This is a genomic window from Nitrobacter sp. CN101 (assembly GCF_055390255.1).
This window is the reverse complement of record NZ_AP038833.1, coordinates 41614-62674: the sequence shown is the minus strand read 5'-3', so window position 1 is coordinate 62674 and position 21061 is coordinate 41614. Positions and strand designations below refer to the sequence as shown.

27 protein-coding genes, 2 tRNA genes, 2 pseudogenes and 2 riboswitches are annotated in these 21061 nt (G+C 59.0%); of the genes and pseudogenes, 16 read left to right on the top strand and 15 right to left on the bottom strand.

The window, feature by feature from the left end:
- Positions 1 to 95: 95 nt before the first annotated feature.
- Positions 96 to 371: a hypothetical protein gene (locus ACZ5IL_RS00295; protein ID WP_464596990.1), complete on the bottom strand. Its 276-nt coding sequence runs from the start codon at positions 369 to 371 to the stop codon at positions 96 to 98.
- A 159-nt stretch (positions 372 to 530) separates the two neighbouring features.
- Here ACZ5IL_RS00295 and ACZ5IL_RS00290 point away from each other — a divergent pair.
- Positions 531 to 606: transfer RNA gene (locus tag ACZ5IL_RS00290), tRNA-Phe, on the top strand.
- Positions 607 to 896: 290 nt separating this feature from the next.
- Positions 897 to 1505: a hypothetical protein gene (locus tag ACZ5IL_RS00285; protein WP_464594486.1), complete on the top strand. Its 609-nt coding sequence runs from the start codon at positions 897 to 899 to the stop codon at positions 1503 to 1505.
- A 383-nt stretch (positions 1506 to 1888) separates the two neighbouring features.
- Here ACZ5IL_RS00285 and ACZ5IL_RS00280 read toward each other — a convergent pair whose 3' ends face one another.
- From ACZ5IL_RS00280 to ACZ5IL_RS00270, 3 genes are all read right to left on the bottom strand, one after another.
- Positions 1889 to 2257 carry a hypothetical protein gene (locus ACZ5IL_RS00280; protein WP_464594485.1) on the bottom strand — a complete coding sequence of 123 codons (369 nt, stop codon included), beginning with the start codon at positions 2255 to 2257 and terminating at the stop codon, positions 1889 to 1891.
- A 76-nt stretch (positions 2258 to 2333) separates the two neighbouring features.
- Positions 2334 to 2507 carry a hypothetical protein gene (locus ACZ5IL_RS00275; protein WP_464594484.1) on the bottom strand — a complete coding sequence of 58 codons (174 nt, stop codon included), beginning with the start codon at positions 2505 to 2507 and terminating at the stop codon, positions 2334 to 2336.
- A 425-nt stretch (positions 2508 to 2932) separates the two neighbouring features.
- Positions 2933 to 4762 carry a right-handed parallel beta-helix repeat-containing protein gene (locus ACZ5IL_RS00270; RefSeq protein ID WP_464594483.1) on the bottom strand — a complete coding sequence of 610 codons (1830 nt, stop codon included), beginning with the start codon at positions 4760 to 4762 and terminating at the stop codon, positions 2933 to 2935.
- A 704-nt stretch (positions 4763 to 5466) separates the two neighbouring features.
- On the opposite strand from ACZ5IL_RS00270, the pseudogene ACZ5IL_RS00265 reads away from it, so the two are divergent.
- The 8 genes and pseudogenes from ACZ5IL_RS00265 to ACZ5IL_RS00230 form a co-directional block, all read left to right on the top strand.
- Positions 5467 to 5694 (top strand): annotated as a pseudogene (locus ACZ5IL_RS00265) (Arm DNA-binding domain-containing protein); the annotation flags it as partial.
- Between the two features lie 200 nt (positions 5695 to 5894).
- A pseudogene (locus ACZ5IL_RS00260) lies at positions 5895 to 5990 on the top strand (phage integrase central domain-containing protein); the annotation flags it as partial.
- Positions 5991 to 6062: 72 nt separating this feature from the next.
- Positions 6063 to 6716 (top strand): tyrosine-type recombinase/integrase, encoded by a 654-nt coding sequence (locus ACZ5IL_RS00255; protein ID WP_464596963.1) that lies wholly within the window; start codon positions 6063 to 6065, stop codon positions 6714 to 6716.
- Positions 6717 to 6809: 93 nt separating this feature from the next.
- Positions 6810 to 7010, top strand: a complete 201-nt coding sequence (locus tag ACZ5IL_RS00250; RefSeq protein ID WP_464594482.1) for a helix-turn-helix domain-containing protein — start codon at positions 6810 to 6812, stop codon at positions 7008 to 7010.
- A gap of 104 nt (positions 7011 to 7114) precedes the next feature.
- Positions 7115 to 7264, top strand: coding sequence for a hypothetical protein (locus ACZ5IL_RS00245; RefSeq protein WP_464594481.1), 150 nt, complete (start codon positions 7115 to 7117; stop codon positions 7262 to 7264).
- On the top strand, positions 7197 to 7856 hold the full coding sequence (locus tag ACZ5IL_RS00240) for a bifunctional DNA primase/polymerase (RefSeq protein WP_464596962.1): 660 nt from the start codon (positions 7197 to 7199) through the stop codon (positions 7854 to 7856). The genes ACZ5IL_RS00245 and ACZ5IL_RS00240 overlap by 68 nt, the downstream gene beginning before the upstream one ends.
- A gap of 133 nt (positions 7857 to 7989) precedes the next feature.
- A complete protein-coding gene (locus ACZ5IL_RS00235) occupies positions 7990 to 8085 on the top strand; it encodes a hypothetical protein (protein WP_464594480.1) in 96 nt (31 codons plus the stop codon).
- Positions 8086 to 8087: 2 nt separating this feature from the next.
- Positions 8088 to 8462, top strand: a complete 375-nt coding sequence (locus tag ACZ5IL_RS00230) for a DUF2190 family protein (RefSeq protein WP_464594479.1) — start codon at positions 8088 to 8090, stop codon at positions 8460 to 8462.
- On the opposite strand, the gene ACZ5IL_RS00225 is transcribed toward ACZ5IL_RS00230, so the two are convergent.
- From ACZ5IL_RS00225 to ACZ5IL_RS00210, 4 genes are all read right to left on the bottom strand, one after another.
- The gene (locus tag ACZ5IL_RS00225; protein WP_464594478.1) at positions 8459 to 9079 is read right to left on the bottom strand and encodes a DUF3102 domain-containing protein; all 621 of its coding nucleotides are present in this window, start codon (positions 9077 to 9079) and stop codon (positions 8459 to 8461) included. The two genes, ACZ5IL_RS00230 and ACZ5IL_RS00225, sit on opposite strands and share 4 nt — an antisense overlap.
- A complete protein-coding gene (locus ACZ5IL_RS00220) occupies positions 9076 to 9573 on the bottom strand; it encodes a hypothetical protein (protein WP_464594477.1) in 498 nt (165 codons plus the stop codon). The genes ACZ5IL_RS00225 and ACZ5IL_RS00220 overlap by 4 nt, the downstream gene beginning before the upstream one ends.
- Before the next feature lie 9 nt (positions 9574 to 9582).
- On the bottom strand, positions 9583 to 9831 hold the full coding sequence (locus tag ACZ5IL_RS00215) for a DUF4160 domain-containing protein (protein WP_464594476.1): 249 nt from the start codon (positions 9829 to 9831) through the stop codon (positions 9583 to 9585).
- Between the two features lie 112 nt (positions 9832 to 9943).
- A complete protein-coding gene (locus ACZ5IL_RS00210; protein WP_464594475.1) occupies positions 9944 to 10165 on the bottom strand; it encodes a hypothetical protein in 222 nt (73 codons plus the stop codon).
- Between the two features lie 554 nt (positions 10166 to 10719).
- Between ACZ5IL_RS00210 and ACZ5IL_RS00205 the strand changes: the two genes are divergently transcribed.
- The 4 genes from ACZ5IL_RS00205 (at position 10720) to ACZ5IL_RS00190 (ending at position 13754) form a co-directional block, all read left to right on the top strand.
- Positions 10720 to 11514: a hypothetical protein gene (locus ACZ5IL_RS00205; protein ID WP_464594474.1), complete on the top strand. Its 795-nt coding sequence runs from the start codon at positions 10720 to 10722 to the stop codon at positions 11512 to 11514.
- Between the two features lie 207 nt (positions 11515 to 11721).
- A complete protein-coding gene (locus ACZ5IL_RS00200; protein WP_464594473.1) occupies positions 11722 to 12549 on the top strand; it encodes a hypothetical protein in 828 nt (275 codons plus the stop codon).
- Positions 12550 to 12553: 4 nt separating this feature from the next.
- Positions 12554 to 12754, top strand: a complete 201-nt coding sequence (locus ACZ5IL_RS00195) for a hypothetical protein (protein ID WP_464594472.1) — start codon at positions 12554 to 12556, stop codon at positions 12752 to 12754.
- Positions 12741 to 13754, top strand: a complete 1014-nt coding sequence (locus ACZ5IL_RS00190; protein WP_464594471.1) for a tyrosine-type recombinase/integrase — start codon at positions 12741 to 12743, stop codon at positions 13752 to 13754. The genes ACZ5IL_RS00195 and ACZ5IL_RS00190 overlap by 14 nt, the downstream gene beginning before the upstream one ends.
- A gap of 53 nt (positions 13755 to 13807) precedes the next feature.
- Here ACZ5IL_RS00190 and ACZ5IL_RS00185 read toward each other — a convergent pair.
- The 4 genes from ACZ5IL_RS00185 to ACZ5IL_RS00170 all read right to left on the bottom strand — a co-directional run bounded on the left by ACZ5IL_RS00185 (position 13808) and on the right by ACZ5IL_RS00170 (position 15918).
- Positions 13808 to 13881: transfer RNA gene (locus tag ACZ5IL_RS00185), tRNA-Gly, on the bottom strand.
- Between the two features lie 104 nt (positions 13882 to 13985).
- The gene (gene crcB, locus ACZ5IL_RS00180; protein WP_087881084.1) at positions 13986 to 14366 is read right to left on the bottom strand and encodes a fluoride efflux transporter CrcB; all 381 of its coding nucleotides are present in this window, start codon (positions 14364 to 14366) and stop codon (positions 13986 to 13988) included.
- A complete protein-coding gene (locus tag ACZ5IL_RS00175) occupies positions 14363 to 14572 on the bottom strand; it encodes a hypothetical protein (RefSeq protein ID WP_464594470.1) in 210 nt (69 codons plus the stop codon). The genes crcB and ACZ5IL_RS00175 overlap by 4 nt, the downstream gene beginning before the upstream one ends.
- Before the next feature lie 56 nt (positions 14573 to 14628).
- Positions 14629 to 14689, bottom strand: a riboswitch (Fluoride riboswitch).
- 122 nt (positions 14690 to 14811) lie between these two features.
- The gene (locus ACZ5IL_RS00170; protein ID WP_464594469.1) at positions 14812 to 15918 is read right to left on the bottom strand and encodes a 2'-deoxycytidine 5'-triphosphate deaminase; all 1107 of its coding nucleotides are present in this window, start codon (positions 15916 to 15918) and stop codon (positions 14812 to 14814) included.
- A 172-nt stretch (positions 15919 to 16090) separates the two neighbouring features.
- Positions 16091 to 16170: riboswitch (SAM riboswitch) on the top strand.
- A 70-nt stretch (positions 16171 to 16240) separates the two neighbouring features.
- On the opposite strand from ACZ5IL_RS00170, the gene ACZ5IL_RS00165 reads away from it, so the two are divergent.
- Positions 16241 to 17434: an O-succinylhomoserine sulfhydrylase gene (locus ACZ5IL_RS00165; RefSeq protein WP_464594468.1), complete on the top strand. Its 1194-nt coding sequence runs from the start codon at positions 16241 to 16243 to the stop codon at positions 17432 to 17434.
- 39 nt (positions 17435 to 17473) lie between these two features.
- Here ACZ5IL_RS00165 and ACZ5IL_RS00160 read toward each other — a convergent pair whose 3' ends face one another.
- From ACZ5IL_RS00160 to ACZ5IL_RS00150, 3 genes are read right to left on the bottom strand one after another with little or no spacing between them, the layout of a single operon-like run.
- A complete protein-coding gene (locus ACZ5IL_RS00160) occupies positions 17474 to 18436 on the bottom strand; it encodes an SGNH/GDSL hydrolase family protein (RefSeq protein WP_464596961.1) in 963 nt (320 codons plus the stop codon).
- A gap of 2 nt (positions 18437 to 18438) precedes the next feature.
- Positions 18439 to 19200 (bottom strand): SGNH/GDSL hydrolase family protein, encoded by a 762-nt coding sequence (locus ACZ5IL_RS00155; RefSeq protein WP_464594467.1) that lies wholly within the window; start codon positions 19198 to 19200, stop codon positions 18439 to 18441.
- A complete protein-coding gene (locus tag ACZ5IL_RS00150) occupies positions 19197 to 20444 on the bottom strand; it encodes an OpgC domain-containing protein (protein ID WP_464594466.1) in 1248 nt (415 codons plus the stop codon). Before ACZ5IL_RS00150 ends, ACZ5IL_RS00155 begins: the two co-directional genes overlap by 4 nt.
- Before the next feature lie 204 nt (positions 20445 to 20648).
- Between ACZ5IL_RS00150 and apaG the strand changes: the two genes are divergently transcribed.
- Positions 20649 to 21044 (top strand): Co2+/Mg2+ efflux protein ApaG, encoded by a 396-nt coding sequence (apaG, locus tag ACZ5IL_RS00145; protein ID WP_079445262.1) that lies wholly within the window; start codon positions 20649 to 20651, stop codon positions 21042 to 21044.
- The last annotated feature ends 17 nt before the right edge of the window (positions 21045 to 21061 follow it).

The window sequence follows — 21061 nt, the reverse complement described above, 5'->3', positions numbered from 1 at the left end:
AACCTGCCGACGTTAAGATCCGTAAGGTTGTGGTTGGAAGCGCGGCCAAGCCGTGTGACGCTCCAGTTAGCCTTCGAACATAGTTCGCCGAGAAGTCACCGCTCAGCTTGCCATTTGCGTTGGGCAATTTTGGTCAACATGATGCCGATGGCGCCGTCAGCCATTTTTTCCAACGCGTCGATCAGAGTTCCGTGTCGGTCCGGCGTCAAGGTCTGGGCCAACTCTAGAATGACTGCACCGCCACCAACAACACAAAGAACCAAAATCAGTCGGCGGGGATACAAACCGCCGGCACCGGCAATCCTATGGTCGTCCAAGCCACCCGGATCGCCTCCGCCAGCCGCGCAAACAATGGCCGAAAAGCCGATCATGCATCAAGACTGAAACCGGACCACCTCATAGAGGCAGGCCATTTCGGGGTCGATCTCCGGTCAAAGCCTTGAACGCCTGACGACGCCAATTCGGCGGACGGGTGGACACGGCCATCCGGCCTGACTATAAACCGGCGCGCCCGGCTGAAGCCGGACGACGCCCAGGTAGCTCAGTTGGTAGAGCATGCGACTGAAAATCGCAGTGTCGGTGGTTCGATCCCGCCCCTGGGCACCATAGGTTCGCTAAGTAGCTGAACTACTGGGATAATCGAGCACAAAAACGGCCTTCAATCACCCGAGTGTAGCACACGGGTGAGGCACATTGGCGCTTAGAACTGCCAGACCGACGAAGCGGCGAAGATCGTCGCATCACCAGTTCCGGAAGCGCGTGCCCGCCGACGTGTTTGCCTTGGCGAAGGGGCAGCGCGTCACCTTCCACCTGCCTACGGGCAGGGGTGAAGGCGAGCCGATAGTCGTCACCGTCTCCGACCTGAAATCTCATTCTCATTGCGGACGCCCCTTGCGATGCTCGCAAAGGAGCGTCATGCCGCCATCGTCTCGCAGTTTGAACGGTGGTGCAGCGCGGTTCGTGGTGGGCAGCCGGATCAGGGCGATGATGTGTCCGCATCCTCGCCCGACGAACAGACACCCCTCACCTTTGAGTCGCTCTGGATACGCTGGGAGCGGGAAGCGAAGCCCGCCCCGAGCACCGTTTCAACGTGGTGGGGCTACGTGCTGCAATTTCAGCGGCACCTGGGACATGACGATCCGCGCCGTGTCACTCCGGACGATGTGGTGGCGTGGAAAGACGCCTTATTGGCTCGTGGGCTCACAAGCGTGCGCGATGGGCATCTCGCGGCGGTCAAGACGCTATTCAACTACGGCGTTCGTAACCGGCAAATGAAGCGCAATCCGGCTGAAGGTCTGACCACCGCACGCAAGACGCAGGCCGGCAATCGCAGGCTTCCCTATACCGATGACGAAGTGACGCGGCTGCTTGCGCTGGCCGATTGCGAAACACGACCCTCGCGCCGCTGGCTACCCGTCGCAAACGCTGTATCACAAGCGGCCGGACTTCATCCCGGAGGCGGACCTTCTGGTTGCCGACGAGAAGTTCATCGGCGGTGCCGTTGATAGCAAGGCGACCAAGATTCTGCTGTCCGACATCGCGGACGTCGCGGGGGATTACAACGGCGCCTTGGTCGACATCCTACAGGAAAGTCCCGGACGCCGGCCGCTGACCCGCTCGGCGCTAGAGGCCAAGGGGATCACTGCCGATGGCGCGCGGCATAAACAGTGGAGAAGGAAGAACGCACCAAGCCTTGATTCACTCGAAGCGGTGCTGAACAGCCTTGGTTGGCACGAGGACTCGCTCGAAGGCGTGCGTTTGCCCCCCGCTTTTGCTGGGGGCAAGGCTCACTGGCCCCGGTCATAAGCGAACCTGTGCACCCCGTCGAAATCGGCGGGGTGGTGCATGAAAGGTTGGCGGTGGTAGAGTACAGCGACGTCGCGAGTTGCTATTTCACCACCTTGAGACCGCGAAAGCCCGCCTGGATTCGCTTGGTGGCACCGACAGCGTCCGCCTTATCCAAAACGGTCGATATCTGATCTTGAACCGGTCGAGGATTTCGAGGCTTTCCGAAATCGAGATCGTCCGAAAGCACCTTCTCAAGGTCCAATATCAGCTTGATATCCAAAATTGCTTTGGCGAGCACATCGGCATTGGTGCAGGGCGGCTCCTGTACAGCAACCAGGCTGACAAAAGACCCAGCCCGCGATTCACTTGTTTCGGCGACGTTAGCTACGTCGAAAACGATGTGCTCAGCCTCGCGGCGGCTTTCGCAGATCAAGAGGTCTCTGCCTTTGGCCCGCACGACATACTGCATTCCCGTCTTGTGAATCGAATATTGCTACATCATGATCGAAATCGCGGATTCGCGATGAAGCTTGACCTGAGGTCGATCAAGCTAAACGGAGACCCTCCACTGTCTCTGCAACCGCTGCCGAACCCTTTATGGCGAGCTTGCGCTTCATCTCTTGGATAGCAGCCATTTCAAGTGAGTGGCTTTGCTGTTTGGTAGTGAGTCGAACGAGTGACTGAGTGAGGAAGGCCATTCTGGCCTGATCGATCGACATGACGAAACTCCAAAAATATGACGCTGGTCACTCCTTGTGCGTATGTCTGCCACTGGCCCGAAAGGTTCAATGTGGCTTAAGCGAAACTTGGCGCGAGTGTGAATCTATGGTTTTTCGTGTGAGCGTATGCCGTCGTTTTGACGTTAGACGAAAGTTGGTTTGAACCATTTATCGGGTTCGATCGTCTCATCATCGCTGGGGGATTTCAGGGCCCAGTGCGTAAAAACAGCGCCGTCGGCGAACATACTCCGCCGTGCGGCGTTGTGTGTTTTTTGGCGTTAGCAGCCAAAGCAAAAACCCGCCGACGAAGAAACTCGTCGACGGGTTTGGGATGGGACAAGGGGGATTGCTTACCTGTCCGCGCCGGATAATGCGTGACGCATCAGGCCAAATTTAGGCGATTCGATTTCCACTACCAGGCGCACTTACGCGAAGTGAAAATCACTATGATCGAGACCGCTCAGCTTGACATTCTTCAGCGTTAGCGAGTCGCCTCCAGTGGAAATGACAACGTCCTGACCAACTTGGCTCGCGTGGGAAAGGACATTCGCAAAACTGTCGAACACGCTTTTGCTGAACTCGATCGTATCATGTCTCGATCCGGATGCACCGAAGTCTTTGATGATGTCATTCCCGAAATTATCCGCGAACACAAATGTGTCGGAACCGCCATTGCCAACGAAGAAGTCGTCGCCAGTCGTGCTCTTTAAAGTGTCGCTTCGGGTCGAGCCCAGGATGGCTTTGTCCGGACTCGTGGCGAGCACTCGGCCGGTGCTATCAATCTGCTGGGCCGAGAAGGTATGGACGGTGTCCGATAAAGCGGATGTTTTGAAGGTCCAAAATCCGTCCGCACCCGCCTTTACTGACCCGAGCGATTGGGTTCCGTCATAGAGCTTGATTTGGGTGTAGGCATTGGCCGTACCCTTGATGGTGGCCGTATTGTTCGACCCCTCATAAAGATCCGAGAAGTCGATTGAAGCTGTCGTTGGTGCCGACACTGTTATTCCGCTGGCTGCAGAGGCAGAGCTGGTATTTCCGGCGACATCCATTGCCTTAGAGGTAAAGTTGTGGCCGCCATTGGCCAGATCGGTCGCCTCAAAGCTCCAGACACCGCTGCTGTTTGTTGTAGCGGCACCAATCTGCTTACCAGCGTCGAAAACCTTGACTGTACTAAATGCCTCAGCGGTCCCTTTCAGGATGAAGTCGTTATTCGCCGTCGTGCCGCTGACCGCAGCGCCGCTCGTCGAGTAGATTCCCATCTTCGGTGCGGTAGGCGCAAGAGTGTCGATCGTAACGGAGATAGCTTCCGAGGCCACACTGGTCTTACTACCGAAAGAGTTCGTGTCCGTTGCCGTCAGCTTATGCAAGCCGTCACCCAGTACCGACGTGGTCACGCTCCACTGACCGCTGCTGTTCACCTGTGCAGTGCCTACCTTGCTCGCGCCATCGTACACATTCACGGTAGCATCGGCAGGAGCTGACCCCATCAGCGTCAAAGTGTTGTCGTTGGTGATCCCGTCGCCAACTTTCCCGCTGTCGGTCGAGTAGGAAGCGATCAGGGGCGCAGCTGGTGCCGTATCCGGCGTAGGCGCAGGTGTGGGCGTAGGTGCCGTCGCACCACCCACCACCGGAGAGGGCGACGAAATAAGAGCACCCGGAACGAGTTCACCGTTCACGATCGTTGCGTAACGCACATTGTCCCATTGGGTGATGTTTACATGCGCATTCACATCCTGAAAAAGGAGCGGATCGTACTCGAACGGTCCGACAAAATAGACATCCTTGAGCGCGACCGAGATATCCTTGTCATCCGCAGCAATGCGTAAACCATATGGCCCCCCTTGGAACACCACATTGTTGAACGTGAACGTGCCACTGTAACCATCTGCAATAAACATCCCGGCAGTCGCGTTATCGTTATGGGATACAATTGCCGTGTTTGTGATGGTTACGTTACCGGTACTACCAGGGGCATAAGCCTGAATGCCGTCAGCGTGATCGCCGGCCATTCCTGTCGTTTCAATGTACGAATTATTGATGACGAAGTCTCCGTCACCCCCAATACGAACGCCCTCTCTTGAGCTGATTCGAACGTCATCGAGAGTGAATGAGCCCCCCCCCGAGACAGAAGTGGCATCGGCAGTAGAGCTAATACTTACATTTGAAAGTGTCTGGCCATTTTCAAGCGAAACCGAACCCGAATTAGCGTTGTCGCTAAACAACAAATCATTCCAACTCAGAGGAATAGTTGCCATCCACACTTCTCCTGATAGTTTCCCCATGGCCCGATCTCCCCGGGCGACGGCACCAAATCAGATGCGAGATAACGCCTGGCTGCATTAATTAATCGAATGCGCGATAACACCCGCTGCATTCGTTAACTGCGTGGATATTTGGTGAGGACGTCATCTGTGCCGATGCGGAGATCGAGACCCAGCCTAGACTACGGCGTTTCGATAAAGAGCTTCCCGCAACGACGTGTGAGACGCGCCGGGGGATTCGATCGGCTAACTCTGGGGAGGACGCGATCGGAGAAAAACCCTCCCAAGTATAAACCGTCGGGCCTCATCATCCGCTGCCATCTTATTCGGTTGCGCTGGTGAATCTGCTCGGGTGACTCCTTCACCAGCTTTGCCAACGCCCTATCGTTCCTGCCGCCCGGAGGCGGCGGATCGTTGGGGCGCACATATCGGGTTATTGTCAGTGCCGCACGCGGGTGCTACACAGCGCGCCGTCAGGTGATTGACAGAGTCGTTGCGACGCTGATGGTTTTGAAAATCGCAGTGTCGGTGGTTCGATCCCGCCCCTGGCACCATTTTCCCATTCATAGACGCTCACTGCTGTTCGCGATAATCTAAAAAAGGCTCGGTTTCCGGGCCTTTCTTGTTGTGGGCGTTCGCATGGGTACGCGTGCAGCCCGATCATTTGTTGGTATCATGGTTGGTATCGAAACGCGCCGATGTTGGTATCGGCAGGGAGCGGAAGAATGGCGCTTTCAGACATTGCTTGCCGGAATGCAAAGGCGCGAATCGCGCTTTACAAGCTGTCGGACGGTGGCGGGCTGCAACTGTGGGTACAGCCCAACGGAGCAAAGCTGTGGCGGTTCGCCTACCGGTTCGGCGGCAAGCAAAAACTACTCGCCATTGGGGCCTATCCAGTTATTTCCTTGGCCGATGCCCGGCAGGTACGCGACGAGGCAAAGCGGACCCTTGCCCTCGGTGGCGACCCATCCCAGGTGAAGCGCGCCACCAAGGCCGCCCAAGCAAGCCGGGAATCCACCTTCCGCGCCATCGCGGGCGAATATGTCGCCAAACTCAAGCGGGAAAGGCGCGCTGATACGACAATTTCGCCGATCCCCTCATCGGGGATCGGCACATCAAGGAAATCATGCCTGCCGATGTGTTGGCAGCACTACAGAAGGTCGAGCGTCGCGGACGGCATGAAACGGCAAGACGGCTGCGCTCGACTATCGGCAGCGTCTTCCGCTATGCGGTGGCAACTACGCGGGCAGACAACGGTCCGACGTTCGCACTTCGGGGTGCGCTAACAACGCCGGTGGTCAAGCCACGTGCTGCTGTGACCGATCCTCGTGCTTTTGGTGCTTTGCTGCGGGCGATTGACGGATTTGATGGCCAGCCGACCACCCATGCCGCGCTCAAGCTGATGGCGCTGCTGTTTCCGCGTCCGGGCGAGTTGCGGATGGCGGAGTGGACCGAGTTCGATCTTGATGCAGCCGTGTGGACGATACCCGCCATGCGGACCAAAATGCGCCGGGTCCACCGTGTACCGTTGCCACGGCAGGCCGTTCCTATCCTGAAAGCCCTTGGCGAAGTCACAGGCAACGGTAGGCTCGTTTTCCCGTGCGTACGAACCACCGCACGGCCAATTTCCGAGAATACATTGAACGCTGCACTACGTCGTTTAGGTTATTCAAAGGATCAAGCCACCGCGCACGGTTTCCGCGCGACAGCTTCAACGCTCCTAAACGAGTCTGGCAAGTGGAACGCCGATGCTATCGAGCGACAGTTGGCGCACGTCGAAAACAACGATGTGCGCCGGGCTTATGCGCGTGGCGAGCATTGGGCGGAGCGTGTGCAGATGATGACATGGTGGTCGAGATCATCTCGATGGCTTGAAAGTCATCGGCAAAGTTATTCCGATGGACGCGCGACGCGCATAAGACAAAGCGCGTACAAGAGATTTACATAGAACAACTTTTGCGTGGACAAAGTTTTTTCTAGCGCCGATTTTTGATTCGATGTTGGTTCGTTCCTGCGCTTCACTCAGTCCGCAGGAACGAACATGAATCCTTCTCTCGAACAAAAACTTTCGTTCACAATCGAGCAGGCCGTTAAGGCCACCGTCATTGGGCGAACCGCTATCTTCGCCGCAATTAAATCTGGCCGTTTGATTGCCCGTAAAAATGGCAGGCGCACGTTGATTGCGTCCGGCGATCTTCAGCAATTTATTTCGAATCTGCCGACGGTAGGCCGCGAAGCGTGAAGAAAAATCAGAGCGCGCATCCATGACTACTGCTAAGAATCTCCACACCGCACTCACGCACCGGATATGCTGTTTTTCCGTGCTTTCCCGACAAGAAGCCGCGCGTGAAATGGAGCGATGAAAGCACCATAGACAGCGCGATCATCCAACAATGGTGGATGCGCTGGCCAGACAGTCTCGTTGGTCTTGATCTTTCTAAATCAAAATACGTTTGTCGTCGATTGCGACCGGCATGGCAACGTGGACGGCGTTGATGCGTGGGAAGTGCTATGTCTGTTTTATGGTTACGATATGAGCGCACACTACGTTGTGAATACACCGCGCGGTGGCCAACATATCTATTTCCGGCAGGACCCAAGGAAACGCCTTGGCAACCGCACGGGCGACTTACCGCAGGGCATAGACATACGCGGCGATGGCGGTTACGTGATCGCAGGCGGATCAGTTCTGCCAGACGGGCGCACCTATGAAATGGCCAATTGGGGCACTCTGCCTGTTGTACCAGCTTGGCTGCAAACGCTCATCAGCAAGCAATGGCCTAGCCCAGCCTCCGATAGTGCGCCGCAAACGCGACACGAAACACCCACCGACAGGGAGCGCCGTTATGCAGCAGTAGCGTTGAAAGAAGAAACGAAAAAAGTCACCACCTCGACAGAGGGGAGCAGGAATACCGAACCGCTCAAGGGTGACGTTGCGAGGCGTTGCGGTGAAGGCAAAATAGCTGATGTTTGGTTGGGGGCCGCGCTGTTTCTGATATTCGGCAATGATCTCCTCGATCTCGTCCGGCGTCTCGGCATCCTCTTCCCGGCTCAGCGCGTCGCTCAAAGCCTGTGCGCTCTTATCTGAACGCGGGGGCCTGACGGTGACGACGCTGGCGGAGCTTGAAGCCCAACGCGCGCTTCTGGTTGCGAACCGGATGGCCGGAATCAAATGAGCGCGCTTTGACGATCAGGAAGTCACCTATCGGACGGATGCGGAGATGGCTGCGGCCATCGCCTCCATCGATCGCGAGATCGCCGCGCTTCAAGGCCGCCGGGTCATGACGTTTCTCCCAACTTTCAGCAAAGGAATCTGAACGTGAAGAATTTCATTCAAACCGGCAGCTACATCACCGTACCCGCGCCTGCCGACGTGAAGTCGGGCGATCTCGTGTTCGTCGGCGCATTGTTCGGCATCGCAGATAACGACGCGCCCAGCGGGGCACCCTGCGTTCTTTGCACTGAAGGCGTTTATACGCTGCCGAAAACCAGCGCGCAGGCCTGGACGGTCGGCGTAGCGATCTATTGGGACGGCAGCGAAGCAACCACCACCGCGACGGACATGGCGTCCGTGATTTCCGGCGCGTCGTCGGGATCGCGCCATGCGCGAGCCTTGGATGGCGGCGTAGCGCCGGCAGATTTTGCCTCCTTCCTTGGCATGGCAACTTTTTCAACTCGCCTCAGACGAAGTTAAGCGGCCTCAGCGAAGGGGTTCTTGCGAACGGGTGAGCTCAAATGCTCTTCAATCGAAAGCTCGATCGAGGTCGTGCCAAGGTTCTCTTCCAAATATGCGAAGGCTGCGGCGGAAACCGCCTTCTCCGTCGTGCATAGCTCCGACGATCCGCCGTCAGTCGGATCAATAATGCAGGCAAGATGGAAAAATCCGGCGCGCATGCTCGGATGGACGACGATCTGATATTTGACGGCGGCAGCGGTGCCACTTGCAACCAACAGATGACCGTCGCGCGGCTCCAATCTGTGGCGCACTGCTCTCTGTCCCAGCCCAGCGACCAGGCGGGCAGCTTCCCGGATCGTCAAACTGGCAACCGTTGCCAGTTTGGCTTCGATGCGGTTCCGGTGAGACGCCAAATTCATATAGAGGCGCGCGGTACGCGGTGCGAGCCCGGTTTGGGCTTCGATCCACCGTGAGAATTGCCCGTGCCCTAGAATGGCCTTGGATTCGATCAGGGCGGCGCCGGCGGCGATTGCGGCGACGATCCCTGCCTTCGCGGCAGCGCGCACGTCGGCGTCCCGGGCGACGATCTCGGCGCGCAAATGCGAGAGACGATTATTCCTGTCGATATGTGTCATGCAATCTCCCGGCGTGGCCTGCCAGCTATGCGCGGCCGGTAATGCGCCTGCAGTAGCACGGGGTCGCGCAGCATCGCGCGGCAGAGCATCGCCAGGGGCGCCGGAATGGGCGACGTTCCCGCTTTGTAAGCGTTCCATGTGCTGACCCCGATGCCGAGGAGGGTGGCTGCCTCGTTGTTGGAGAGTTCAAGCGCAGCCTGCCAGGCAATGGCGTCTGCCTTGTCAAACGGCTTTTGTTCCTCGGCGAGTGTCTTGAGGTGATGCGCATCGATCGCGAGGTCGCCGTCATCCCACGCCACGGCTGCGCCGTGGTTTTCGACGTGGGCACGAGCGAACACGGCCGGATCGCGTAGCGCCTTCAGGACGTCGCCGCCGGTCGCAATCCAGCCGGCCAGATTGACGGTGTCGCTGGCGCGGCGGCCGCGCCAGCGTATGCGCACGACGGACCCGGCTTCAGGCTTGACGGTCTCGATTCGCGGCAGTTCCTTGACCATCTTCATCTCTCACGTTCGGCCGACCGGATACCGGGGATTGATTCTGTTCCATTCCGCCTTGATGCGATCGACATTTGCGGCCGCCCAGTCAATCGCGCGTTGCGCGGGCTTTCCCTTCAACTGCCCGGCGTAGAGCCGGAATTCGCGAATCTCGACCAACGCTTCGAAATCCGGGTGGATAATGTGAAAGTGCGGCGGCAGATGATCGTTGGCATAAACGGTGATGATCGTCTTACCGATCTGGTGCAGCTTACCCATCGTCGCCGGCGCGCTTTCTCCGAACCGTCAATGTAGTCCGGCTCTATAAGCCATTCAATATCCTATCCCGATCTTGGATGGGTTTTTACTCTCGGGCAACCGCCGTGCGAGATCAACCAAACTCGATCGATAGGAGATTTTCGCCGCGCATCTTGAAGCGGCCGAACTTCAACGGCTCACCGTGCTCACATATGCCAAAAATGACTTCGGCGCTGTCGGGCAGGTTCGCGATGGCGTCACGCAGGTCACCGACCGTTAAATAGCCGTCTGCGCTACCTGAAATCCCGGATCCCCGCGCAACATGCTGATGGTTATAATTGATCGCTCGCGTCATTTCTTGCTCCAGTTTCAAGCTGCACACGAACTCCCGGCCGATTCGAAGCGGCGTTTCAAGTAACAAGCGTGGCACTCCCCCAAGGGGAGTTGATTTTCGGTGCAAATCAGGGGAATCTGTCCGTGGGTGTAGAAACCCGGACTGAAGATGCGGCCTGCAACCCTTGGCGGGGTAGCGGCCTACATGCGCGCAGGAAACCTTGGCGGGTTTTCTAGGCGCTTAGGAGCGCCTTGGCGGGCGCGCCGACCTGGCCAATATGGCCGGGGGCGGTGCGCCATGTCCAGAGCCGAAAGGCTTAAAAGCGCTGCCGACCTGTCTCTTCAGCAGGTTTCTACCCCCCGGCTGCCAGCCTGACGCTGGCGACGGCTGTAGAAAGCCAGACGTGAAGAGCAATCAAAATGTCCCGTCGCTATCCTGCCTGTTCACCGCTCTCGCACGAGAGCGCCCTTAACTATGCACACCAATCAGTGCAGACCGATGCGCCACCCTCCGACACAACGATCCCGCCCGGCCGTGCGGCCGTGGTTAGTTCAACAGTATCTCGGAGAAAATTCATGACTATCGCTTCCGTCACCACGGCGACGGCCGTTGTCGCATCGCCCTCGATTGCAGCAACCGGGAATGACTGCTCATGGCCCGATCTAGCGGAGCGTTTCGAACGCTATTACGCGCGCTGGCGTCGGCGTCGCGAGCTCGATGAGCTGTGCACAGGAGAGCATCACGACGATCCTGATCTGATCGAATGGGGCGAGATATCGACTGAACAATACAACTTGGCACGGCTGATTCTCGACAAGTTTCCGGTGACGATGGCAGATCTCGTTCTTCAAGCCCGCATCTGCGCGGCTGAGAATAACGAACTCTGGACGGATATTTGCACAATCGAAAACGCTAACCCGGGAGCGCTTGCCTTCCGGCGGCTGACTGAACGGCTTTGTGAGTTCGCGCGCGCAAGAGTGTTTCCCGATGTCACGGCTTTGCCGGCGTCATTGTCGAGCGGTGATACGACAACCGAGCGAATGACTGAATTCGATCCTGTTTTCGATGCGATCGAGGCACAACAACGCTCGACCACGCAGCTAAATGCGCATCTCTGCATGGATGAGGCGCTTCACGACGATGAAGTACTCAACGACCTCCATGACAAGGAGATCGCGGCGACGGATGCATTTTTCCGAACGTCGCCTCATACTCCGGCCGGCCGAGAAGCGCTGATTCAACATGCCGTGCATGTGATCCAGACGGAGTGTTGTGGCAACCTAGATGATCAAGCATCCTTCGTGACGTGCGGTCAGCTCGTTGCACTGCTAAAAAGCTTGAGCTTGTGCGCGGCGGTCGCGGCTGCCTGACCAAGGGTCTCATCGTTGCGGTGCGTGTACCGCGCGTCGCCACGATCCAACGGGAGAAAACCCCAGAAAAACTAACTAGCCCTACACGCATATTATTCCTTGCGGCCGACAGACTTTCGCGGCGCACTATTTCAGAAGTGATTCAGGGGTATTGCTATGAGGTTATTCTATCATAACAAAGATTACCTTTTATCGACGATCGTTGCCGTGGCCGGCTTCAATCCCGTCACGTTTAATGCAATGCGTCGGCGCAATGGGTTTCTTGGCCATCGCGAAAAAAAGGGAAGTTGGGCGCGGTATTCGATAGCTGATATCTGCGCGGCGCAAGCCGCGCGAGAATTAGTTGACAAGGGGGTCTCGACCCAATTGGCGGTCGATGTGGCGAACAAGCTCACGGCGCGCTTTGAATGTCTGGACAACGAAGAAGCCGCTCTTGAATTCTACGATAAACGCATAGCGGTGGTTACCGGAAAGCCGCGCGATTCCATCTCGCTGAGTTTTCATAATACTACAGAAGTGCCGCTGTCGTCGGCCGTAATTGCGGTGGTTGATCTCTACGATATTCAAATGCGGACGCTGGATGCTCTCATAGATCTGGGGGCGGATCGGCTCGTCGACGGCCGCAAGGCTGTTTTCGGTGCTCTTGCAGAGGCCACAGGAAAGTTGCTTGCCGATTGGCAAGCAGAGGATGATCTGCCATGCGGATCAGGCGATCTAACTAGCGTCGCTCCCGTTATCGGAAGCACAGCACAAATCGGTCGAAATACACTTGCCGAGCTGCCGCGGCACCTTCGTAAGCCCAATCTACGTCGCAGGGAGGCGTCGGAATACCTGGACTTTGTTTACGGCATTCGGTGCGCGACGGCGACGCTGAACAAAATGGCGACACTTCGCACCGGGCCAAACTATCGGAAGTACAACAACTCTCCGGTCTATCCAGTAGACGAGCTCGACGCCTGGGCACAGCGTAAGCTCGGGCAGCTTCGTTCATCATCTTCCGACCCTGCGCATGACGACAGGGCCGGCAGAGACTGACGCGATGGCGCGCGGCCCGTGCAATTTCCGGCAGCGAGATCTGACATGCGCGCTTCGCGCAGCCGTCGAGGCTGGCATCACGGTGCAGCGAATCGAGATCAGACAAGGCGCCATCGTCGTGGTGACGGGTGACACGCATCCCGCGCCGGCGGACGATCTCGACCAGGAGCTAGCAGAGTTCGAGGTGCGTCATGGTCAAGGTTGATCTTAAGGGCGTTGCAAAGGTCAGGGCGAAGGGCCGCATCTATTACTATGCGTGGCGTGGCGGGCCCCGCCTGCGTGGTGAACCCGGCTCCCCCGAATTCGTCGCATCCTATAACGAAGCCGTCGAACAGCTTCGTGCGCTCGATGAGAGTCGCTTTCGTTTCGTCGTCGCCGATTACAAAGGAAGCGCCGACTATAAGAAGCTCGCGGACTCCACGCGCGATCAGTGGGGCAAGTGGCTCGACCGGATTGCGCTCTATTTCGGTGAGCTCCGTATCGCTCAGTTTGATCGTCCGGCGAAAATCCGGCCCGTCATTCGTCGTTGGCGCGGTCAATGGGCGGATCGGCCGCGGACAGCCGACTATGGCATGCAGGTGCTGTCCCGCGTTCTCGCCCATGCTGTCGAGCTCGGCACAATTGCCGGCAATCCCTGCGAAGGCATCAAGCACCTCTACAGCAATGACCGGTCGGAGATCATCTGGACCGATACGGACCTGGCGCTGATCAGGAAAACTTGCTCGGCCGAGATCGCCTATGGCATCGATCTCGCTGCGCATACGGGACTTCGGCTCGGCGATCTCCTACGCCTGTCCTGGTCGCATGTCGGCGACGATGCAATAGTGCTTACGACCGGCAAGAGCCGGCACCGGCGCGAGGCCATCATTCCGCTCTACGGCGCGCTGCGCGACGTTCTGGCGCGCGTTCCCAAGCGCGCCACAACGATCCTCACCAGTAGCAAGCGACGGCCGTGGACCGCCGACGGCTTCGGCAGCTCATTCAACAAAGCAAAGATCGATGCCGGTATGTCCGGACAAGATCTGCATTTCAATGACCTGCGAGGGACGGCAGCAACGAAGTTCTACATCGCCGGCTTTAGCATGCGCGAGATCGCGGAGACGCTCGCCTGGGAAGAGGAATCTGTGGAGAAAATCATCCGTCGATATGTCGGCCGTGCGGCGGCTATCAAGGCGCGGATCAAGAAGTTGGAGGCCAAAGAATGAACAAACTCTGCAAAACCGATGACAAAACCGCCGCGCCGAAATCGGCTAAGTCTTGGAGCGGGCGAAGGGAATCGAACCCTCGTATGCAGCTTGGGAAGCTGCCGTTCTACCATTGAACTACGCCCGCTTACCGGCTCTCCATCCCCTGATGTAACCGATGGCGGTCAGCCCGCCAAGACGTCAAGCGAGCGAACCGCTCCGCAACAGCGGGGAAATGTCCGAAGGATCGTTCTAAAGCACCCGCACGATCTGTAAGCCCGCGATCACCGCGCCAACCGATAGCACGACGGAAACGATCATGTAAAAGGCGGCGGCAGCCACTTCGCCCCGCTGGATCAGATAGAATGAATCGAGCGAGAACGTGGAGAACGTGGTGTAGCCGCCGCAGATTCCGACGATAAGGAAGATGCGTACGGCTTGAGGCAGACTCCATCGGACAGCGAACAGGCCGGCGAACAGTCCGATCAGAAGCGACCCCGTGACATTGATGACCAGCGTTCCCCACGGAAACTTCGGGCCCAGCAATTTGCCGAAACCGATGGCGACGAGATAGCGGGCCACCGATCCCAGCGACCCGCCGGCTGCGACGGCCAGGATATACGTCCACTTCAAGGCTTTTGCTCCTTCTGCGGCCATTCGGCCATACCGCCCAAGACGCCGATGACCACCAGTGGGATCGCCAGAAGAACAGCCAGAGAGATCAACAGGGAAATCACCGGGAGTGTCTCGGATTCCATCAGGTAGCCGATCGCAACGGCAACCCAGCAGATGCCGACGCCCCACAACGAGACCGACAGCGAACTCGGAAGTCTGTTCATCACGCGCCCTTTCTCGGGCGCAGCGGGGAAGGAAATAGCTCCTACCGACGCAAAGGCGCCCGGTAGGAGTCATTAGCCTTGCGGCGGTTATCGGGGGACTCCATCCCCATCGATTTCGGTTATGCTAGAGCATGATCCGGAAAAGTGGAAGCCGGTTTTCAAATGAGATCATGCTCAATCACAGGATGAGGCTAGTGCCTTTCCGCTTCTGATGGAATCAGCAGCAGGCCCTTGCGATCTTACACTCGGAAATGCTTCGACAACTTGAGACCCTGGGCCTGGTAGTTGGAGCCGATGCGCTGGCCGTACATCGCGTCGGGCCGCGACAGCATCTTCTCATAGACGAGGCGGCCGACGATCTGGCCGTGCTCGAGAATGAACGGCACCTCGCGCGAGCGCACCTCGAGCACCGCACGTGAACCCTGTCCGCCCGCGCCGGCATAGCCGAAGCCGGGATCGAAGAAGCCCGCGTAGTGCACGCGGAATTCGCCGACCAGCGGATCGAACGGCACCATTTCCGCGGCGTAGTCCGGCGGCACCTGAACAGCTTCCTTCGAGGCGAGAATATAGAACTCGCCGGGATCCAGGATCAGGCTGCCGTCCGACCGCGCCGCGATCGGCTCCCAGAACTCACCGACCGCATAGCCGCCGCGGCGGTCGATATCGACCACGCCGGTATGGCGCTTGGCGCGATAGCCGACAAAGCCGTTGGCATAATCGCCCGAAAGATCGACGCTGAGCGCCACGCCGTTGACGAGATCGGCGTCGTCGACATCGACGAGCCGCTCCCGTCCGTGCAAGGCTTCGAGCTCGTGGGCATCGAGAACGGCGTCTCCGGTGCGGAAGCGGACCTGCGAGAGCCGCGATCCCTCGCGCAGCAGCACTGGAAACGTCTTGGGACTGATCTCCGCATAGAGCGGCCCGTGATAGCCGGCGCCAATCATGTCGAAGCGCCGGGTGCCGTCGGCGATCACGCGTGTGAACACGTCGAGGCGGCCGGTCGAGCTTTTTGGATTGGCGGCGGCGATGATTTCGGGCGGCAGGGCCAGGCTCTCCAGCAGCGGCACGATGTAAACGCAGTTGGTCTCCAGCACCGCGCCATCGGAAAGATCGACTTCGTGCAGCTTGAGCTCGTCGATGCGTTCAGCGACGGTTGCGTCCGGCCCCGGCAGAAAGCTGGCGCGCACCCGATAAGCCATGGCGCCGAGCCGCAGATCGAGGCTTGCCGGCTGGATCTGGCTCTCGACAAATGGATATTCCGGCAGGATCAGGCCTGCGTCGGCCATCGCCGCGATCATGCGGTCGGGCAGAATGCCGTTGGCGTCGGGAGGGAGCGAGAATGACACGATGTCGTCTTTACGGCCTGGGCGATATCGACCCGAAAACAGGAGCAGGGGCTTTTAGTGCTTGTCCGTCGGCGAGAGGCAGGGTTCTGGCGTCTAAATCCGGATTTGCAGCCAGCCGATTGCGAATGTCAATTGATTGGCTTGACGGACGGGAGAGGCGGGACTAGGCATGACAGCGTTCCGTGGTGATTTGAGCCGGCCGGCTTGCAGCCACGTTAAATAAGTCGCTAAACAGGCCGGGGACAATGTGATCCCGGCTTGTGGAATTCTCCCAGGCCGGTTTTTTTGTGGCCGCTTTCCACGGCGTTCCGCAGGAGATCATATGTCCGAGACCAAGTCCGCACCCCGCTATCACCCTGAAACCCGGCTGGTTCATTCCGGCACGCTGCGTTCGCAGTTCGCCGAGACCTCGGAAGCCCTGTTTCTGACGCAAGGTTACGTCTACGACACCGCCGAACAGTGTGAGGCGCGATTCAAGGGCGACGATCCCGGCTTCATCTACTCGCGCTACTCCAACCCGACGGTCGCGATGTTCGAGCAGCGCATGGCTGCGCTCGAAGGCGCGGAGACCGCGCGCGCCCTCGCGACGGGCATGGCCGCGGTGACCACCGCGATGCTCGCGCCGCTGAAGGCGGGCGATCATGTGGTGGCGGCAAAGGCCTTGTTCGGCTCCTGCCGCTATGTGGTCGAAGACCTGCTGCCCCGCTACGGCATCGAATCCACGCTGGTCGACGGCCTTGATCTCGATCAATGGCGCAAGGCGATGCGGCCGAACACCAAAACCTGCTTCATCGAAAGTCCGACCAACCCGACGCTCGACGTGCTCGACATCGGCGGCATCGCCGAGATCGCGCATCAGGCTGGAGCGCGGCTGATCGTCGACAATGTGTTCGCGACACCGATCTGGCAAAGCCCGCTGGAGCTCGGCGCCGACGTCGTGGTGTATTCGGCCACCAAGCACATCGATGGCCAGGGACGGACGCTCGGCGGCGTCATCCTGTCGTCGAACGCTTTCGTCCAGGATCATCTCCAGACCTTTATACGCCAGACCGGGCCGTCGATCTCGCCATTCAACGCCTGGATTCTCCTGAAGGGATTGGAGACGCTCAGCGTCCGCGTGCGCCAGCAAACCGAGAGCGCCGCGGCGATCGCGGAGGTGCTGGCGTCGCATCCGAAAGTGTCCCGCCTCATCTATCCCGGCCGGCCGGACCATCCGCAGGCGGCGCTGGTGAAAAAGCAGATGCGCGCCGGCTCGACGCTGATCGGCTTCGATGTCAAGGGTGGCAAGGCGGCGGCGTTTCGCTGTCTCAACGCGTTGAAGCTCGCGCGCATCTCGAACAACCTCGGCGACGCCAAGAGTCTCGTCACCCATCCGGCAACCACTACTCACCAGCGGCTCGGCCCGGAAGTCCGCGCCGGGCTCGGGATCGGTGAAGGCTTCATCCGCTATTCGGCCGGTCTCGAACACAAGGACGACCTGATCGAGGATCTCGTTGCCGCGCTGGAAAAGGTGTGAGGCTTTCTTCCCTTTCCAACAAGGAGAGGTGGTAAAGTCTCACAACGGCCGATTGACAGTCGCGGCCACCGGTAAACTGACGCCAGCCTGGACCTGATCCACCGACTTGATGATGTTGTCGCCGAGCAACTGGGCGAAACAGGCATAACCCCAGTCGTTCATGTGAAGGCCGTCCTTGGTCACAAAGGTGTCGAACGGTAGCGACTGCCGGTCGTGCCAGTCGCGCATGACCTCGAAGCGCGGGAAAATCCCGACATGCCTGTAGTGCGCGACCCGGTTCAGCAGACTGACCATTCTGCCGGCATTCTCGCTCTTGGCGTTGACGGCGGGCGCGTATTGCGGATCGATCAGGACCAGATCGGCGCCGGAGGCCTGAATGGTCGCGACGCCGTCTTCGACGGTTTTCGCGGTGCTCGCGGGATCCAGATTGCGTAGCACCGCGTTGGTGCCGACCTGCCAGATCACCATGTCCGGCTTGGCATCGATCACTTCCGTTCGCAGCCGCTTCATCATCTCGGGCGCGTCCTCGCCGCCCTTGCCGCGATTGAGCACGGTGATGGCGGCGGCCGGATATTTGCGGTGCAATTGGGCCGCCAGCCGGTTCGGATAATTGAATTCTGGCGACGTCGCGCCGTAACCCTGCGTCGAGGACGAGCCGAAGGCGACGATGACAACCGGTTTGTTGGCGGCAAGCTTGGCCGCCACATGCGGCAGTGATCCCACCGACTGCGAGACACCCTTCGGCGGCAGGCAAGGGACGCGATTGAAGATGTCGCGCGCGCGGGCAGCAATTGCCGCTACCTTGTCGATCGCCCTTCCGGACAGGCTCTGCGTCGGCGTGTCGGATTGCGCGGTTGCGACCGAAGAAACGGGTGCGGTGCTGCCTGTCGACAGCGCGGAGGCGTTGGCCGGCGCCGTTTGTGCGAGCGCGGTGGAGGCCGATGCTGCCACCAGTATGACCGCCGCGGCCGGGCCGAGGGTTCTGCGGAAGCGGAGGATCATCATCAACGCTTGGTCCCGAGTTCGGTGGGGGTGATGCGAGCGGTCTCGATCACGAAGGTCGATAAGGCGCTACCGAGACAACTGTGAACGCGTTTGGCAAGGCTTACTCCCCGCACTGGGCTGAATAGATCGAATTCACCGCTCTCGTTCCACTTACTCATGATTGTAAAGCGGTCGAACACTGGAACGTCGCGCTGCTGCGCGACGACGCGCATGTTGTCGATGTAAGATGTCATTGAAACCATGGTTTCCGTGCGCGGGCTGTACTGCATGTTCATCAGCACGACATCCGCTCCCGCTTTCTGCAATGAGGTCACGCCTTGGTCGAGGGCCTCGCGAAAGTCGTCGATGTCGACGGACCGGATGGCATCGACAATGCCGGTCTGCCACACCACCAGAGTTGATTTTTTTGCCTCAGCGAGCTTGCCGAGGCTCGGCGCGACATCCTCGGCAGTCTTGCGCAGAGCCAGTTCCACGGACACGTTCACGAGAATGCCCGGCAATTTCTCGCGAAGTGCAGCCTGCAATTTCGCCGGATAGGCTTCCTCCTCGGCTCCGGATATTGATGAGGAACGGCTGCCTACCACCAGAATGTTGAGCGGGCCGCCCGCCCTGACCGCCGAGGCGACTCGGGACAATGGACTATCGCTGGTCAGCAGATAGGCCGGCACGGCGCAGCTTTTGGTCACATCGTCAGCACACGCGGAGACGCTGGCCGATGAAGCGGCCAGCGCGATCAAGACCGACGCCAAGCCGGTCCTCATGCTCCTCCTCCCGCAAGATCCGAGTCGCCATCGGCAGGTTTGGCGCGGCTTCCGCCTTTGCCTGCAACTTTCTTGTACCACGAAAACACCCATGCGGCGGCGGACATGATCAGGATTCCGCAAATGCTGATAATGAGGTGAATCGTGGCGCCGCCGGAATACTCTGCGAGGATGAACTGCCCAGCGAAGGCCAGAAAGACCCCGATACAGAAGATCTGGAGCGAATTCTGGCCGCACAGGATCAGCGGCTTAAGCCAGGGCGAGGCCAATCCCGGCCAGTTCCTGGGCAGGAAGCGGACGGCCAGCGCGGCGAGCGCCAAAAAGTGGAGGATGCGCAGCACGTCGAGGTTGGTCTTGTCGATTGGATACATCCACCGTTCGGCGATGTCCGGCATCAAATGATTGAGCTGCGGCACATACCAGGTCAGCGTGGTGTAGAAAGCGAACAGCAGATAGGTAATGCAAATCCAAAGCGTTGCCTGCGAAGACAGGATGCGCGACATGCGCTTGGCACCTCCGAGCGCGCACCATGCGCCAAACACGAACAGCAGTTGCCAGGCGAACGGATTGAAGAACCAGACCCCGTTGGGATAGGCGGGCAGTGCCAGGTCGAACCACCGGGTGAGTGCATAAAAACCGACCGACAGCGCCAGCCCCAGATCAGCCTTGCGCTGCATCACCAGCAACACCGGCGGAAAAAAGAGCATCAGCGCGACGTAGAGCGGCAGCACGTCCATGTTGACGGGGCGGAATTTCAGAAGCAGCGCCTGCACGATCGTGACGTCGGGCTGCTTGAGAAAATCGAGGATGCCCATTTCCTCGGTGTAAAGCGGGTTCTCAAAGCTGCTCGCGACGTAGGAAATTTCCGCGAGGAAAATCGTGAATAGAAAGATATGTGCTACGTAGATCTGCCAGACGCGCTTGAGAATGCGCGCGGCGGCGACGACAAATCCGCGCTCGCGCATAGCGCGTCCGTAAACGAGGGCTGCGGTATAGCCCGAGATGAAGATGAAAATCTCCGTGGCGTCACTGAAGCCATAGTTGCGGAGAGTGAGCCAGGTCAGGAGGTTCTGCGGCAGATGGTCAATGAAAATCAACCATAGCGCGAGCCCGCGAAACAGATCGAGCCTCAGCTCGCGCTCGCGCGGCGGGGTCGGAATCGAAACGGCCGGCGCATCGCGCGTGACGCCCGCAGGGGCCGCCCTCGTGCGCGCTCCGACAACCTGATCGGTAACTGGCGGCATACGCTCGGCTTCGATAAGGCCATCTCAATCGCCTGCGCGATCGAGATGGATTTACGGGAGGACAGCTTCACGCTAACGGTGGCAAAAAATCAATATTGCCGCCGGGATCATAGTGTGGAACCAGGCTGACGCACGATCACAACGAAGGGGGCTGGTTCATGCGCCTGTTTTGGCTATGATCGCTCGAATACTAGAGAGTTTGCGATGTACCGTGCCGTTACCCGCCAGATCGAAGTCACCGTTGAACCGAATTTCATGCCGGAGAGGTCGTCCGCCGAGCGAGGCCATTTTTTTTGGTCCTATACGGTGGTTATCATAAACGCCGGTCCCGAGACCGTGCAGTTGCGCACCCGGCATTGGATCATCACCGATGCCTCGGGGCGGAAGCAGGAAGTCCGCGGCGAGGGCGTCGTGGGCGAGCAGCCGGTGCTTGCGCCCGGCGAGCGCTTCGAATACACGAGCGGGGTTCCTCTGCCGACCGCCACCGGCTTCATGAGTGGCCGCTACCAGATGATCTCGATCCGAAGCGGCGAACCCTTCGAAATAGACGTTCCGACCTTCTCGCTCGACAGCCCCGACAGCAAGCGCGTGCTGAACTAAGGTCGCGTCCAATCGCG